A 16,165-nucleotide genomic window follows, 5' to 3' on the forward strand; every position below is an offset into this window, starting at 1 on the left:
AAGATCTTAAGTTTAGAAAATCTTAAACCGCCAAAATTTCTCTTGGCCTTTACTAATTCCGATTCTTGGAGTGCACACATAATCCGGGTTGAGATGAGATTCATAAACACAAAATTTGTGGCTTATAGTAAGGTCCAGTTTATTGTGTTCTTTTGTAATGTTTAATCTTTTGCACAATATTCCTGGTCCGCCTAAGTTTGCTTCAAGCGGTTCAATGAGCTTTAATCCCCGTATTAACACTGCTGCTGGGAACCCTTCTGCTTCTGTTACAATATTTAAACAGTAATACATTCCATATATAAAATACACGTATGAAAACCCCGGCATACCAAACATTACTGAGGTTCGGTTAGTATAGCCTCTTGCCGCGTGACAAGCTGGGTCATTCATTCCTATATAGGCTTCAACTTCGGTTATTATTCCACTAAAGTTAGAAAATTTGAGGACTTTTCCCAATAACTCTCCAGCTACAGTTAAGGTCGGCCGCTCGTAGAAATTTCTTGGTAGTATTGTGCTACCCATTTTTTATTTTTGTTCTGAGGTTCTATATAGAATTCAGTTTAAGAATTTCTGGATCCCAGTGTCAAGCACTGGGATGACAAGAAGGGGAGCTACTTGAATGACAAGAAAATGGTACTGGCATAATAAGAAAGAAACACTGAGATGGTGAAAGAGAGAATATACGCAAGCAGCACTCATAGGGTAGCGCGTGACGCTGGAATCCAGTTTTTTCCTATTACCACAAACCATAGCTTAATTAGTTAGAGTAGCATAACTAGCGAATACGAAATGGAGAAGTTTTAATTTGAACTACAGTTTCAGTGCTATTTAACATATATGCCTTTATACACAAAAATGCCAGTATATGATATTATGCCAATCAATATATAATTGAATTATGGTAAAAAAGCTCTCTAATATTAAAGGCTCAAATACTCCTTTGCTTGATCAGTTAGAACGCGCCCCCTTGGTGTGCGCTTTACAAAACTAATTTTGATTAAATAAGGTTCTACTGTTTCTTCAATATTGCCAACATCCTCGGATAGCGCAATAGATATGGTGTCAATTCCAACAGGTCCTGAGGTGTTGAATAAAAATCTTAGATAATGCATATCAAGTTTATTGAGTCCCATTTTGTCTACACCCAATTTTAGCAATACAGAATCAGCGACTTCATAAGTGATTTTTTTATCATCTTTCACTTCAACAAAATCCCTTATTCTTCTGAGTAACCTCAAAGCAATTCTTGGAGTGCCACGTGCACGGCAGGCAATTTCCCGTGCTGCATTTTCTTCAATTTCAGTAGAAAGAACTCTTGCGCCTCTTTTTATAATATTAACCAGTTCTTCAAAAGAATAAAACTCAAGATGCAAGGGAATGCCAAAACGATCTCTGAGTGGCGCAGAAAGTAATCCAAGCCGTGTAGTTGCTCCGATTAACGTAAATGGTGGTAGATCTATCCTTAAAGTGCGAGTAGATGGACCTTCACCTACTAATATGTCCAAGCAAAAATCTTCCATAGCAGTATATAAAACTTCTTCGATGCTGCGATTTAATCTATGGATTTCGTCGATAAATAGAACATCTTTTGCATTTAAAGTGGTAAGCACTGCAGCCAAGTCCCCAGCTTTACTAAGTAAAGGACCAGAAGTTGCGCGGAAGCTGACCCTTAATTCTTTAGAAACAATTTGTGCTAAAGTTGTTTTGCCAAGTCCTGGGGGACCATACAATAAAACGTGATCTAAGGCTTCAGTTCTTGTCTGTGCAGCATTTATAAACACTTTTAAATTTTGTATTAAGTCTTTTTGCCCGACAAAATCATCAAGTTGTTCAGGTCTGATGTTGATATTGCGCACATCTTCAGTATATTCTTTATCGCACGATATTGATTTCATAATGTTTTAAGCGCCATGCGAATAATATCCTTGGTGTCCAGATTTGACGATTCGTCTTGTATTTTTTTTATCGTATCATAAGCTTTCATTTTTTCATACCCAAGATTGATCAATGCTGAAAGGGCATCTTCATTGATTGGATGAAAATTATTGTTATTTATTTCTAATTTACTCACTTTGCCACTTAATTCAGTGATGATTCGATTTATGAGTTTCATGCCAAGTCCACTCATCTTGAGTGCTACTTTATCTTCATTCATAATTGCCAAAAACAGCTGTTCTGGAGTTAATTTACTCAAAATTGACATTGCAGTTTTATAGCTAACACCACTTACTTTAACAAGCAACCTCAAGCACTGCTGTTCTTCTTTGCTTATAAAACCATATAGCTGAGCGACATTTTCTCTGTTATTTGCATAGGTTTCGATAAGTAATTTAACTCTACTTCCGATGGAACATGCATTTAAAGTTTTGGCTGAGAGATACACCATATAGCCAACATCATTCACATTCAGGATTATGTGATCACTGCGCACTTCATCAACTATTCCGCTTAGATTTCCTATCATTTTTAGCACTGTATAGGGTTCAGTTTAAATACTCCTGGATCTTAGGTCAAGCAAACGAACATTATAACAGAGAGCCAAGTAGATCATAGAAACGAAAAACTTCCTTGACACATTTTGCCAACATTTGCCGCTTCAAGTCTGTCTGCTATGACTTTTATATACTGATAATCATTATACTCACACCCCGGTACCACCGTTTGAAAGCACAGTTCAATGAATTTTAGAAAGTTTATTTTGTCCATGATATAATGTTGAAACCAGCGCGTGACGCTGGGATGACAAAAAAAGGAGCACTGGAATGACAAGGCTATAGGTTGCAAGCGAGACGTCATACCGTGATTTATTCACGGTATCTCTTGGCATAGATCCCGCTAATAAGTAGCGGGATGACGAATTGCTTAATTGTCATACCGCCGCAGACCGTCATACCGCTGCGGTATCTCATCCGCTAACAAGAGATCCCGCTAACACGTAGCGGGATGACGAAGTTATCGTCATGCCACCGCGAACCGTCATATCGCCGCAGACCGTCATACCGCGATTCATTCGCGGTATCTCTTAGCATAGATCCCGCTAACACGTAGCGGGATGACGATTCTTCAAATCGTCAAGGTGTCATCCGAGTAGCTTGACTACTTGGATCCAGAAAACTTAACTTTAAATAAGTGGCTGCATAATAAAGACTAGATTCCAGCGTCACGCGCTGGAATGACACCATTTTCGGTCTCTTAAATTGCTTTAGCTAGAAACATTAAGAAATTTACTAAATGGAAAAAAAAGGCAAAAGAAGCCCCGTGGTGCGAGTTTTGACTCTATATTACTGTAAGTGGCGCTGTAATAATGTGCTAACGCTTAAAATAAGCGCGATTTGGCTGAATGTAGAAAAAATAAAAAAGACATGCAGCCGCTATAATTTTATGTAATCCACCAAAAAATACCCTGAGTTTTTTACTGAATTTTGTCATTGAGCCTGCAGGTCAAAAACAAGTTTTGAGTCATAAATACCCTTATTGTCATAATAAGGGGGCTGGCGGAATTTGTCAAGCAAGTTTTATGGCCTAGCGTCACACGCTGGAATGACACCGGATCTCACATTCATTCTACTGCAACGCAGAAAATTCGTACAATTGTGCATGATGTAGGGTTTCTGGCTACATTTTTCTATTAAACTCACCTTTCCTCTATGTAACAGATTTCGTATTAAATTTTAAATTTAATGCGCCTAGATATACAAGCATTCCTAGCAAAACCATAGGTATAGAAAGCAACTGCCCCATAGTTAAATCAAGCCACAAATAGCCAATTTGATAGTCTGGTTCGCGAAAAAACTCAACGAAAAAACGTGCTACTCCATACCACATAACTGCAATACCAGTTAACGCACCGTGATACAGTCTTATTCTAGTCAAGAAAAACAGTGAATTTGCAACTGCAAAAAGTAGCAGTCCTTCAAAAAGTGCCTCATAAAGCTGGCTTGGATGACGCAGCAAATTATCACCACTTTCTGGAAATACCATACCCCATGGCATAGTTGTAACTCTGCCAAATAACTCTCCGTTTATAAAATTGCCTATGCGACCTAAAAATAAACCTATGGGAACTCCGCAAGAAACTAGGTCCAGTGCATAAAATATAGGAATGTTATGTCTTTTACACGAAATTATTACTGCAAGCAAAACTCCTATAGCACCACCATGAAATGACATTCCTCCTTCCCAGGTCTTCAATATCTCGATAGGGTTGCTTATATAAAGAACTGGATCATATATCAATACGTAGCCAAGTCTACCTCCAAGGATAATGCCTACAATAGTGGCTGTTAATAACGAATCGTAAAAATTCTTAGTAAATATTTTTTGGTCGTCTAGCTTGTGTAAATACCAATATGCAGACACTATACCCAAAACGTAAGCTAAGGAATACCAATATATAGAAACAGGACCGATGCTGAAAATTACTGGATTTAAAGACATATTTTGCTATAAATTATTCTTAGACAATCTACTTTTTTCACGATCCCACTCTCTCTGTTTTATGGTTGCTCTCTTATCGTAGAGTTTTTTTCCTTTTACAATGGCAATTTTAGTTTTTGCAAATCCTTTATCATTAAAATAGATCGAAAGCGGCACAACAGTTATCCCAGCGGTTTTGATTTGACCAATTAGTTTGTTTATCTCTTTTTTATGTAAAAGCAGTTTACGTTCCCTTTTTGGTTTATGATTTTTTCGGTTTGCAGCTTTATATTCTGCAATATGCATATTGTGCAGCCATATTTCGCTATTCTTTTCGATAACGTAGGCGTCGGAAATATTTACTTTTCTTTCTCTTAGCGATTTAACTTCACTGCTTAATAAGACCATACCCGCTTCAAATTCTTCTAAGATGAAATATTCAAACCTTGCTTTCCTATTTTCTGCAATAACTTCCATATCTAAAGATATCTTTAAGCTTCAATATATTACAGAGTTTTTGACTTAATTCATAATATATCTTTCCTTAAAAAATCATTTAAGTTATACTGCAAACCATGAACCTTAGGCAAAAAATCAAGTTTTTTTCTCTATCATTTGTAATTTTATTTTCTCTATGGACTGTATTGTCTGGTTATTTTGAGCCATTTTTTATTTTTTGTGGAGTGTTTTCCTCTATATTCACATTATTTATCTTTAGAAGGTTGATAAACGCTGAAAGAGCTCTTAGCCAGATTTTAAATGGTACGAGTAGACTGTCGTTTTATAAGTTAGTAAGTTATATACCATGGTTAATGTACCAAATCATTTTATCAAGTGTTTATGTAACAAAAAAGGTGCTACGACTCAAATCTAAGCTTGAGCCAATCATTATCCTAAGAAAATGCAAAGGGCATAATGATGAAAGCATTGCGTTATTTGCCAATTCGGTTACAATCACTCCTGGAACTTTAACTATCAATGTTGAAAGTAAGCAGAAAACATATTTCTCTACCATGTATCTGATAGATAAAGATCTTGAAAGCGGCATTTCTGAAATAGAAAATAAAATCTTAAAAATACTACGTTCAGTTAAGTAATTGCTTTAAATAAGTTAACAGCATCCTTATATTCCCTTACAAGACTTTCAAGCATCTCTTTTGGAAGGCTATTGTTAACAATAGAACATAAATAATTATGTAAATCTTCTAACCTTAGTATGTTATTTCTCTTCTTGCTGTTGAATTTATACGGAAAAATACCTTCCATAACTTCAATAGTAGTAGCCTTGTTTAAAAATACATTTTCACTTGTCACGCTTATTCTTGCTAAAACAGTGTTAATTTCAGGTTCGTCATTTGTATAAAAATCTGATAGCTGAGTTATTCTAATAACGTATAAAGTTACTATTTTTGATAAGCAATTATCAGCATATTCACAATTTTTTATTACCTCCCACTGAGTAACCTGGGATTTACCTATTTTTGCATTGTTCGGTAATTTACTCATTCAACTTTCTCCATTTAATCCAGTAGATAGATTATACTAATACTTTGTTAAATAAATGATAACGCAATCATAAAAATATATATTCATAATGGCATGTTATGTAAAATAGTACGATATCCAGACAGGCTTTGTTGCATAGCACTGATAGGCATGTAAATCACAGTGAATTTACGCAGCTAATTTAAATTTAGCCATACCTATATCAGTAAATTTGTTCAATAAGTAGCACTTAATTAACAGCTCTTTTTCACGATTTACCTCTGATTTATTTTTCAAGCCAAACCCAAATATTTGCTTCAACCTATAGAAAAAGACTTCAATATAAGACCGTGCTTCATACTTAACTTTTTTCTTCCATTCATTAATACCATCTTCATAATTCTCATATGACCTAATTCTACTAATATACTTGTTTCTTTCTGATAAGTAGTCAGCTAAACAAATTTTAGTATCCTTCCTAGGGCGAATAATAGGCACAATATTGTATTTTCTGCATTCTTTATACACACTTTTTATATCATAAGCCGCATCTGCTCGAATAGAACAAATGTTATATTTATCACTGACTTCTTCTAACATATCGCAGACCGGCAAATAGTCTACAGCAACACCACTAGTGTAGTTCATGCTTATTGCTTTCTTATCATTTATGTTTAAAACAACATGTAATTTTCTTACTTGACCATAACCACTGTATTTTCTTTTTCGAATATTAAGCTTACTATGCCCACCGTTCTTATTGTAGATACTAACTCTAGTGCTATCTACGGCAATTTCAACATTTTCCAGATCATCTTTATTGCTTCTATGGTCATCAATCTTCAAATTAAGCTTTTTAAATCTTCTGGAAGCTTGTGTATAGCTGATAATCTTAAGTTTTTTGCCTATTTGTACCATATAACCTTTTACAAAACCTACAGCTTGTCTCAAGCCAATTCTAAAAAGATGAACTATTATGTGTATTAAAATTACAACTTTATCACTATAAGTGTTATTGCCACCTGCAACTTTTGGACTATTTTCATACCAATTTTCTATGGCTTGATTAACAAAATGAAAAACATTTCCTCTTTTTTTGAGAAACTCGTTATATTCTCTTTGGTTACTTACTCTCATTTTTTGTGGCATAAGTTGTACTTGTTTGAAAAATGCCTATTTTACAACAAAATGCGTTAGTAGCCATATATTAAAAAGCTTTTCTTCTTACAATAACCTCAACCAACACTAGCTATGCAACAAAGCCATCCTGGGTTACAGTTAGTTATGGGTAATATAGGGGAAAAAGGAGATTATGTAACTAGGAGCATTACAGCAGGAGCTAACACTAAGATTACCATAACATATGATGCGCTAATACCTGGCACTGCAGATGTAAAAGCATATGTGCAAAAAAATGTAGATTGGCAATTAGTAAATTTAACATCAGGAAAACCAATTGGAGAAAATTGGGTAGAGAGAGTCCACATACTGACAAACTTTAATGGCAATGAGACAAGGATAAAATTGGTTTTAAGTGGAACAGTTGTCTATCGTCCTAAAGTAAAAAATTTGCGAGTGATTATTACTTGAATCAATGCCAAATGACCAAAGCAAACGAGGATATACACTACCACATCCAGAAAATATTGCTGTGCAGGATGTTGTTCGTATCCGTACCACAATTGAGAAAATAGATGAAGATATTACCGAAAGAGAAGATGAGCATAATCAACTTAAGAGTAATTTTGAGCGGTTTAATTTTGAGACTTTTTTAAATTTTTGGAAATGAAAGAAGCAATATACCAAAGGATAAAGGATTTAGCAGCAAATAGCACACCTGATCAACTGGCATATCTTGCAAAATCGCTGGAATTGATAGCAGATAAAAAAGCTATTGCTGACATTGTGCAGATGACTGAGGTAAAAGAGATAATTGATGCACTACAAAAGAGGCTTAAGGATTTAGCAGCAAATAGCACTCCAGATCAACTAGCATATCTTGCTAAGGCATTGGAATCAATAGTCGACAAAAGTGCGGTTTCTGAAATTGTGCAAATGACTGATGGTAAGTTAAAAGAACTTCTTGATAGTGCAAAAAAACACTTAAGTGACATAAACAGCAACAAAACAAACTCAATATCGTCCATAACTGCAGTAAAAACAGAGTCTGTTAATGAAATCAACAAGCTTAGGGATAATTCCTTAAACACTTTAAAAGCATCATCAGATTCGCATATATCACTACTTGATACGAGAAAGAATGCCAATATTGCAGCAATAAATAGCATTAGTAACAGTCATAAAGATGGTCTTAAAGGTTTAGTGAATAACTTCCGTACTGTTAATGATGTGCCAAGTGGCTCATCAATTATTAGGGAAATAGAAACTCGAATTGAAAACATCCTGAATGAGGTAAAAACTCGGGATGAACAGTTAAAAGCGTCTCTTATAAATGAAATAAGAAAGCGCAACATGGTTGAACCAGGGTCATTACCTTTCTTATTTGGTGTACTTGGCAGAAAAAATAATTATTTTGGCCACGGAACTTTTACGACAGAGCTTGGAAAGTGGAGTAGTGATATAACAAAAACTGACTATATGTTACAACTACTAGCAGGTAGCCATACGTACAATACAGATTACGTTAGTTTTTATCGGCCAAGACAACTAAGTTTTATAGAGGGAAGTAAAGGAACATTTATTTACGGAGAGTTATGCACAAAAAGCTTTTCGGGTAGTTATGATGAGATATACTATTACCCATATGCTGCACTTGGAGTAGTATTTGTAAAAAATACAACCAATGTGAACATAAATAAAGCAATAGAATTTGTTGGATCATCGTATTCGAGTACGGAGTATGGAGGTGCAGGATTATTTGTGGGAACACCAGATAATACCAATTCTAATAAATCAAGAATTTCAAGAATAATATGGAAAAATGTTTACCAATACACGAGTTCTGATAGCAAATTAGCTGGATCTGGTAATGTGGAGATTCCAGCAGGAAAAACAGTTGCAATATTACTTTACACATCATCTTACCTGTATTCCAGAACACAAGTTAGTCAAGGTATGCTTGCATCAAATTATGTACACAACTATGGTCAATTTATTCAGTGGGGGATTTATAACATACGTAGCAATGTTCTAACTACAGGACTTGAAGTAGATGTGGAGAGAACGCTAAAAGCTTGGCAATGTCCAGGATTATCTAACACGTATGAGATTTGGAGGTAACAAACAATGTCTATCTACATTAGATTTGAAAATGATAAACAAGTAGAAACAACAACACTTGAAAGCAAGCCAACTGAAAATGATTGGTATGAAGCACCAGAAGATTTTGATTGGCAAAAAAGCTATTGTTTAACAGAAGGAGGAAAAATTGCTCAGCGTACTAAAGAAGATATACAAAAGGAGTTACTGGATAATGCGAAGCTTTGTGCATTTGATAGTATGCGTTTCTATTATGATAATCATACTCACCAATATGCAGGTCATTCTCACCAAAAAGCTAAATCTTATGAGATTCAAGCGGAAGCCGCAAAAAGCATTCTAGCAGCACCAGAATCTATAGATGAAAAGGATACAGAAATTATAGAACCTTTAGCAAAAGTCCGTGGTATTACGGTTATTGAAATGGCAAGAATAATTGAGGAAAAAGTGAAAAAAGCAGTAAAAGCAATAATTAAATGTGAAGAGCTTGAAGATTTAGCCAAAAGAAAGATTGAAGAAGCCAAAAGTGAAAATGAGCTACAGACTTTGCTAGATGATTTCAGGAAAAAAATACAAAGAAATGGCTGAAGAATTTTTACATGGCGTAAATGTTATTGAGGTAACCTCAGGAGCAAAGACAGTACGTACAGCTAAATCATCAGTGATAGGTGTAATTGGTACTGCACCTGAAGCAGATGAGCAAAAATTTCCGCTAAATAAACCAGTGTTAGTTGCAGGAAGCTTAAAGGAAGCAGCAAAGCTCGGAAAGAGTGGCAGTTTACCTTCTGCAATAAATGGAATATTTTCCCAGATTGGTGCAACAGTAGTAGTTATTCGAGTTAAAGAAAGTGAAAACAGCGATCCAAAGCTCAAAGAAAGTGAAACTATTCAAAGTATAATCGGTGGAGTTGATAAAGAGACTGGAGAATATCAAGGGATAGAGGCATTTCTCAGCAGTGAAAGTATAGTTCATGTTGCTCCAAGAATATTAATTGCACCTCAATTTACTCACCAACTACCAGAAGATGCAGTGGTTGGTGCATTAATTTCTATAGCAGAAAAATTAAGAGCTATAATAGTTGCAGATGGACCAAATACTAATGATGAAGAAGCAATCAAGTGGAGAAAAAGTGTAGGCAGCTCAAGAATTTATATTGTTGATCCATGGGTTAAGGTATTTATTGAAGGAAAAGAAGAAATTTTACCATCTAGCCCATTTGTAGCAGGTTTAATAGCGAAAGTAGATAGCGAGCAAGGCTTCTGGCACTCACCTTCAAATAAAGAAATAAACGGTATTATTGGCACAAGCAGGCCTATTGATTTTACGCTCGGTAATACAAATTGTAGAGCAAACCATTTAAATGAAAATGAAGTAACAACGATAATTCATCAAAATGGCTATAGGCTTTGGGGAAATAGAACATGTTCAAATGACTCAAAATGGGCTTTTTTGTCAGTGAGAAGGACTGCAGATTTAATCAATGATAGTTTACTTCGAGCTCATTTATGGGCAGTTGATCGCAATATCACCAAAACTTATATAGATGATGTGATTGAGGGGGTGAATTCTTATTTGGCCAATTTAAAAGTACAAGGAGCGATTATTAGCGGAAAATGTTATGCAACTCCAGAGCTCAATACACCAACAAATATTGCAAGCGGGAAAGTATATTTTGATTTCGAATTTACACCACCATATCCGGCTGAGCAAATAATATTCAGGTCTCATCTTGTAAATAATAGTGTAATAAGTTAGGAGAAAGTAAAGTGTTACCGAAAATACTGAGAAATTTTAACGTATTCGTTGATGGTCGTGGTTATGCAGGAAAAATAGATGAAATTACGCTACCAAAACTTACCATAAAAACAGAGGAGTATCGTGCTGGTGGTATGGATATTCCAATAAATATTGATATGGGCATGGAAAAGCTTGAAGCAGACTTTACTTTTGCTGAATACGACACAGAACTCTTTCGGCTATTTGGGTTGATAAATGGAAATTCAGTAGCTTTGACACTCAGAGGTGGAATGCAAGGGAGTGGTAGTAACGATATTGAAGGAGTAATAATCAACCTTAGGGGCATATTTAAAGAATTTGATTTTGGTAGCTGGAAACCTGCTGAAAAAGCAACGCTGAAGTGTACTGTAGCTGCTCATTACTATAAACTTACTATAGGTGGTAATGAATTAATAGAAATCGATGCTGAAAATATGATTAGAAAGATAAATGGTGTTGATCAAATGGCCTTGCTGCAAACGGTTTTAGGTATTTAGGTTTAGTTTTAAAAAGATTTTAGAATTTTATTTTTTAGGAGAAAGTATGACAACAGTAAAACTTGATAATCCAATAACAGTTGATGGTATTTCTATCTCAGAGCTTACCATTAGACGTCCAAAAGTGAGAGATTATCTAGCTATTGAGAGACTTAATGGTAGTGATCTAAGTAAGGAAGTAACTTTGACTGCCAATTTGACATCAGTTGCAAAAGAAGCAATTGAAGAGTTAGATATTGCTGATTATGTGAAAATTCAAGAGGTATTAAAGGATTTTTTTTCACCGATTATCCAAAAAACTTGAGATTAGAAATACTAGTGCTTGGCTCTATCATAGGTGGTGGAGTTGAGCACATTCTTGATATGGAGATTAGTGAGTTTATTTTATGGAGCAAATTAGCTAGGGAGTTCAAATGTCAGTATTATCGATAAAAATAGGTGCAGTACTTGATGGCAGTTTTAATACTGTAATAAAGGGCAGTAGTAGTCAACTCTCTAATCTTGGTGAGAATATAAGAAAGCTTGATTCATCTTTAAAATCAGTATCAAAGTTTAAGCAATTGGGTAGTGATGTTTTAACTAGCAGGAGATCATGGAAGGGCTTTGAAGATCAAGTAAAATCTTTAGCTAAACAAATGAAAGCGGTAGAGAAACCAAGCAAAACTTTAAAAGCTGAGTTTGATAAAGCTAAGTTTTCTGCAACAAAAGCAAAAGAAGCATATTTGAAAAAGAGAGATGCTTTACATTCATTTAATGAAGAAGTAAGAAAAAGTGGAAGAAATATTAAGTCATTAGTAAGTGATCAATATAAACTTGGTTCTTCTATTGAAGTGCTAAAAGGTAAGTATGGTAAGCTTGGGTCTGCAATACGTAGTCACCAAAGTTTTTTAGCAAGCAAAGCACATTTTAAGTCACAAATTATAGAGACTATTGGGCTAGGGCTAACGCTTGCAGCGCCAATTAAAGTTGCTGTTGATTTTGAATCGGCTATGGCTGATGTAAAGAAAGTAGTAAGGTTTGATAGTAAAAAAGATGAAGCTAATAAATTTGCTCAAGAGCTCAAAAAGTTGTCTCGTGAAATACCCTTGTCAGCTGCAGAATTAGCACAAATAGCTGCAAGTGGTGGTCAACTTGGTATTGAAAAAGAGGATCTTCTGGAATTTACAACAATAGTTGCTAAAATGACCACAGCGTTTGATATGTCGGCAGAAGAAGCTGGTAATGCTATTGCAAAAATATCCAATGTATATGGAATTAAAGTTGATGGTATGGAAAATGTAGGTAACATAATAAACCATCTTTCAGATAATACTGCTGCCAAAGCTAAGGAAATGGTTTTTACACTGAATAGAATTGGTGGTAATGCTAAACAGTTTGGTTTAGAAATTGATCAAGCAAGTAGCTTAGCAAGTGCATTCATAAGTTTAGGTAAACAACCTGAAAAAGCAGCAACTGCTATAAATAACTTTCTTAGTAAATTACAGACCGCAAGAGAGCAAAGTCCTGAATTTCACGATGCATTAGATGAGATGGGAACAAGTATAGAAGAGCTCGAACAAACTATTAAAAAAAATCCTCAAGAGGCAATATTGCAATTCCTTGAAACTTTAAAAAGAATAGACGATCAAGAGCGTGCCGGTATTCTTATGAATCTATTTGGTGCTGGGTTTCAAGATGACATTGCTCTTTTAGTAGGAAGCTTAGACATTTACAAGAAAGCTATTGAACATTTAGCTGATAAAGAAAAATATAACGCTTCAATGCAGGACGAATTTAACAATCGGGCAAATACTACAGCTAATAAATTACAATTACTTAAAAATGCAGTATTTGAAGCTGGTATGAATCTAGGGTCAGTAATGTTGCCTACTTTAAATTATGTAGCTGGAAGTTTGAAAGCAATAACAGAGCGTATAGCTTCTTTTGCAGAAAAATATCCAACTTTAACTACGGCAATCATGAGTACTTTAGCAGCTTTGATAAGTTTGAAAGTCTTAGTAGTGGGATTAGGCTATGGAATTACTTTATTAGGAAGTACAATTTTTGGTCTTAAAGCAACAATACTGACAACATTTTCATCTTTATCAAGTATAGTTTTTCCTGCAGTAATAACAGGGCTAAGAGCAATAACACTAGCTGTAATGACTAACCCAATTGGACTTTTAATAGCGAGTCTTGTTTCTGGTGCAGCTCTTGTTATCACTAACTGGCAAAAGGTAAAAGACTTTTTCTCTAACTTTTGGGAATATATAAAATCACTCATTAAACCCATAGGAGAAACTTTTTCATGGATAGGAAATAAAGTTAGTAGCATATTTGCTGAGAATAGTCCGATTAGAAAATTTGAAAATAATGGAAATGTTGTTAATAGGCTTTCTAAAAATAGCATTTTCAGTAACGGAAACCCATTGACAAGTAATAGCGCTATTAAACAATTTTCAGAAAATAGTAAAGGCAATTTTGAGAGTTTTAAAGTTAAAGGTGTTATAGAAGAAAAAAGAGCTATAGAACAAGAAGAAGTTGAGAAAGCATTCAAGAAAAGTAGATATGAAAATAGGGAATCTAAAGTATATAACCAAGCATTCTATCAAACGTTTAATATCAACATTAAGTCTGAAGATGTCCGCAGCGTTGCTGATGCAGTAATAGAACGATTTAGAGAACAAGCACGTGGGGCACTTTTTGATATAGTTGAAGAGTTACATTGATGTTGCTTGGAAAATGTAAGCTTGAACCAATAAGCCTAAGATACAGTAAAGAAAAAAGGTGGTATACAATTGAATGTATTGAAAAAACGTTGCTACAAAACATTGGCTCAGGAATTGAATGTATTGATCTGACAGGAGTGATTTATCCACGTTATCAGAGTAATGGCTTAGAACAGCTAAAAAATATACGCGATACTCAAGAACCGCACGTTCTGGTTGATAATTCAGGAAATATACTTGGAAATTTTGTCATTACTAATGTAGAAGAAAAACAGATATTATTTTTTCCTGATGGAAAACCGAGAAAAGTTGAGTTTATTTTGAAGTTAAAAGGTTACAGTAAGTGATTTATTATTACACGAAAGAAAACGAAATGTTAGATTTGATTTGCTGGAAACATTATGGATACAGTAGTGGAGCAGTGGAGGAAGTATTGCTTGAAAATCCAGGCCTTGCAGAACATGGAAGTTTTTTGCCCGCTGGATTAAGAATTAAGCTTCCTAAAATTCAAAAAATACTGAAAGAATCTGTTATAAATATTTTAGATGAATGACACCAGATTTTGATATAGTAGCAAAAAATAACCCAGTAACAGAGGTTTTAAAAAAGAGTTTAATATTATTACGTGTTACTGATGGATACGGTACTACAAGTGACGAAGCTGAGATATGTATTAATTATAGCTCTAGCGCTTTAGAACTTAAGGGTAATTTACAGGTTTTTCTAGGATATAAAGAAACAGGTTTATTACCTATGGGGGTATATAAGGCGAATCAAATTACAATACAAAGTCCACCACAAACTTTAAGAATAAAATGTGACGCTGCAAGTTTAAGAGGATCATTAAAGGAAAGAAAATCAAAGGAATGGAAAGACATTACCTTGGGAGATTTGATTAAAGAAATAGCACAAGAACATGGGTATGAAGGTAAAGTCGCTGAAAGATTTGAAAATATATTTATACCACATATCATCCAAGCAGAAGAAAGCGACATGAGTTTTTTGGAAGGATTAGGCAAAAAATATGATGCACTAGTAAAACCAGCAGGAGGATATATAATTTTTATTCCGAAGGGAGAAGCAAGATCAGCGACTGGAAAGATGTTAGGTGTATGGTCCCAGAGTGTGATGGTGTGGATTTAGTATAAATAATTCTGGAGACTGTGTCCACTGATAACATATAAATTCATAAGGAGTAAGACCCTTAAGAGTTTTGAGTCTCTTTGCATAATTATAAGCCATAACAAAGTTATAAAGGTGTTCTTTAAGTTGCTGGTGCGATTGATAGTAATACTTCTTAACTGTAGCATCCTTTAAAGTTTTATTCATACGCTCAACTTGCCCATTTGTCCAAGGATGGCTAACTTTTGTCAAACGATGTTCAATAACATTCTCTTCGCAAACTCTATTAAATATGTGTTGGAAAGCATACTTATGACGCTTCTGGTTTGTAAATTGTATACCGTTATCTGTCAAAATAGTATGGATTTTATACGGTAAAATTCTAATCAAATTACGTAAGAACTCAGCAGCTATGGGTTTTGTAGCACTGTTACGCAACTCAACATAGGTAAATTTGGATGTCCTATCAATAGCAACAAACAAATGTAATTTGCCCTCCTCAGTTCTAACTTCAGCAATATCAATATGAAAGTAACCGATAGGATATTGTTTGAATTTCTTTTTTGACTTAACTTCTCCATCAACAGTTGGTAATCTGCTAATGTTGTGTCTTTGTAAACAACGATGCAAGCTAGAGCGAGTCAAATGCGGAATTGTAGACTGCAGAGCGTAAAGGCAATCATCTAGTGGCAGTAGTGTATACTTGCGAAATGTAACTATTATAGCTTCCTCTTCTAGCGTTAAAACAGTCGATCTTGGACGCTTTGGACCCATATCAGCATCTTTCGTAAATGAACGTTTTCTCCACTTAATAATAGTTTTTGGATTAAGGTTATAATGCTTGGAGAGTTTTGCTATGCTCTCTTTTCTATTTTGTATTGCTCTACGAATCGTCTGTGTTGTTTTGGCGCACCCATGTAATATTTGTCCCATAACTCCTC

General features: G+C 34.8%; 19 protein-coding genes and 1 pseudogene. 12 read left to right on the forward strand and 8 right to left on the reverse strand.

Going from position 1 to position 16,165, the window contains the following annotated elements; translation table 11 throughout:
• Positions 1–12: 12 nt before the first annotated feature.
• The 5 genes from ABWU38_RS06700 to smpB all read right to left on the reverse strand — a co-directional run bounded on the left by ABWU38_RS06700 (position 13) and on the right by smpB (position 4,893).
• A complete protein-coding gene (locus ABWU38_RS06700; RefSeq protein ID WP_253309568.1) occupies positions 13–522 on the reverse strand; it encodes a DNA-3-methyladenine glycosylase in 510 nt (169 codons plus the stop codon).
• A gap of 398 nt (positions 523–920) precedes the next feature.
• Positions 921–1,895, reverse strand: coding sequence for a Holliday junction branch migration DNA helicase RuvB (ruvB, locus tag ABWU38_RS06705; protein WP_250296119.1), 975 nt, complete (start codon positions 1,893–1,895; stop codon positions 921–923).
• Positions 1,892–2,464, reverse strand: coding sequence for a Holliday junction branch migration protein RuvA (gene ruvA / locus ABWU38_RS06710; protein ID WP_253309569.1), 573 nt, complete (start codon positions 2,462–2,464; stop codon positions 1,892–1,894). Before ruvA ends, ruvB begins: the two co-directional genes overlap by 4 nt.
• Before the next feature lie 1,181 nt (positions 2,465–3,645).
• Entirely contained in the window at positions 3,646–4,437 is a 792-nt protein-coding gene (gene lgt, locus ABWU38_RS06715) for a prolipoprotein diacylglyceryl transferase (protein WP_253309570.1), read from the reverse strand.
• 6 nt (positions 4,438–4,443) lie between these two features.
• Positions 4,444–4,893, reverse strand: coding sequence for an SsrA-binding protein SmpB (smpB, locus tag ABWU38_RS06720; protein WP_253309571.1), 450 nt, complete (start codon positions 4,891–4,893; stop codon positions 4,444–4,446).
• A gap of 98 nt (positions 4,894–4,991) precedes the next feature.
• On the opposite strand from smpB, the gene ABWU38_RS06725 reads away from it, so the two are divergent.
• On the forward strand, positions 4,992–5,513 hold the full coding sequence (locus ABWU38_RS06725) for a Na+/H+ antiporter subunit E (RefSeq protein ID WP_253302098.1): 522 nt from the start codon (positions 4,992–4,994) through the stop codon (positions 5,511–5,513).
• Here ABWU38_RS06725 and ABWU38_RS06730 read toward each other — a convergent pair.
• The gene (locus ABWU38_RS06730) at positions 5,506–5,922 is read right to left on the reverse strand and encodes a hypothetical protein (protein ID WP_253309572.1); all 417 of its coding nucleotides are present in this window, start codon (positions 5,920–5,922) and stop codon (positions 5,506–5,508) included. The genes ABWU38_RS06725 and ABWU38_RS06730 overlap by 8 nt on opposite strands.
• 168 nt (positions 5,923–6,090) lie before the next feature.
• Complete coding sequence (locus ABWU38_RS06735) at positions 6,091–7,050, reverse strand: IS5 family transposase (RefSeq protein WP_353272644.1); 960 nt, start codon at positions 7,048–7,050, stop codon at positions 6,091–6,093.
• Between the two features lie 114 nt (positions 7,051–7,164).
• Here ABWU38_RS06735 and ABWU38_RS06740 point away from each other — a divergent pair.
• The 11 genes and pseudogenes from ABWU38_RS06740 to ABWU38_RS06790 form a co-directional block, all read left to right on the forward strand.
• Positions 7,165–7,491, forward strand: a pseudogene (locus ABWU38_RS06740) (hypothetical protein); the annotation flags it as partial.
• 4 nt (positions 7,492–7,495) lie between these two features.
• Entirely contained in the window at positions 7,496–7,690 is a 195-nt protein-coding gene (locus ABWU38_RS06745; protein ID WP_065094988.1) for a hypothetical protein, read from the forward strand.
• Positions 7,687–9,141: a hypothetical protein gene (locus ABWU38_RS06750; RefSeq protein ID WP_353272711.1), complete on the forward strand. Its 1,455-nt coding sequence runs from the start codon at positions 7,687–7,689 to the stop codon at positions 9,139–9,141. The genes ABWU38_RS06745 and ABWU38_RS06750 overlap by 4 nt, the downstream gene beginning before the upstream one ends.
• A 6-nt stretch (positions 9,142–9,147) precedes the next feature.
• On the forward strand, positions 9,148–9,708 hold the full coding sequence (locus tag ABWU38_RS06755) for a hypothetical protein (protein ID WP_353272712.1): 561 nt from the start codon (positions 9,148–9,150) through the stop codon (positions 9,706–9,708).
• On the forward strand, positions 9,701–10,876 hold the full coding sequence (locus tag ABWU38_RS06760) for a phage tail sheath subtilisin-like domain-containing protein (protein ID WP_353272713.1): 1,176 nt from the start codon (positions 9,701–9,703) through the stop codon (positions 10,874–10,876). The genes ABWU38_RS06755 and ABWU38_RS06760 overlap by 8 nt, the downstream gene beginning before the upstream one ends.
• An 11-nt stretch (positions 10,877–10,887) precedes the next feature.
• Positions 10,888–11,394: a phage major tail tube protein gene (locus ABWU38_RS06765; protein WP_353272714.1), complete on the forward strand. Its 507-nt coding sequence runs from the start codon at positions 10,888–10,890 to the stop codon at positions 11,392–11,394.
• A 46-nt stretch (positions 11,395–11,440) separates the two neighbouring features.
• The gene (locus ABWU38_RS06770) at positions 11,441–11,698 is read left to right on the forward strand and encodes a phage tail assembly protein (RefSeq protein ID WP_353272715.1); all 258 of its coding nucleotides are present in this window, start codon (positions 11,441–11,443) and stop codon (positions 11,696–11,698) included.
• Positions 11,699–11,807: 109 nt separating this feature from the next.
• On the forward strand, positions 11,808–14,102 hold the full coding sequence (locus tag ABWU38_RS06775) for a phage tail tape measure protein (RefSeq protein ID WP_353272716.1): 2,295 nt from the start codon (positions 11,808–11,810) through the stop codon (positions 14,100–14,102).
• Complete coding sequence (locus ABWU38_RS06780) at positions 14,102–14,449, forward strand: phage tail protein (RefSeq protein ID WP_341817562.1); 348 nt, start codon at positions 14,102–14,104, stop codon at positions 14,447–14,449. Before ABWU38_RS06775 ends, ABWU38_RS06780 begins: the two co-directional genes overlap by 1 nt.
• The gene (locus ABWU38_RS06785) at positions 14,446–14,655 is read left to right on the forward strand and encodes a tail protein X (RefSeq protein ID WP_353272717.1); all 210 of its coding nucleotides are present in this window, start codon (positions 14,446–14,448) and stop codon (positions 14,653–14,655) included. The genes ABWU38_RS06780 and ABWU38_RS06785 overlap by 4 nt, the downstream gene beginning before the upstream one ends.
• The gene (locus ABWU38_RS06790) at positions 14,652–15,245 is read left to right on the forward strand and encodes a hypothetical protein (RefSeq protein ID WP_353272718.1); all 594 of its coding nucleotides are present in this window, start codon (positions 14,652–14,654) and stop codon (positions 15,243–15,245) included. Before ABWU38_RS06785 ends, ABWU38_RS06790 begins: the two co-directional genes overlap by 4 nt.
• Here ABWU38_RS06790 and ABWU38_RS06795 read toward each other — a convergent pair.
• Complete coding sequence (locus ABWU38_RS06795; RefSeq protein ID WP_353272457.1) at positions 15,207–16,157, reverse strand: IS481 family transposase; 951 nt, start codon at positions 16,155–16,157, stop codon at positions 15,207–15,209. The genes ABWU38_RS06790 and ABWU38_RS06795 overlap by 39 nt on opposite strands.
• Positions 16,158–16,165: the final 8 nt, after the last annotated feature.

It is taken from the genome of Wolbachia endosymbiont (group A) of Urophora cardui (assembly GCF_964028435.1).
Taxonomy (GTDB): domain Bacteria; phylum Pseudomonadota; class Alphaproteobacteria; order Rickettsiales; family Anaplasmataceae; genus Wolbachia.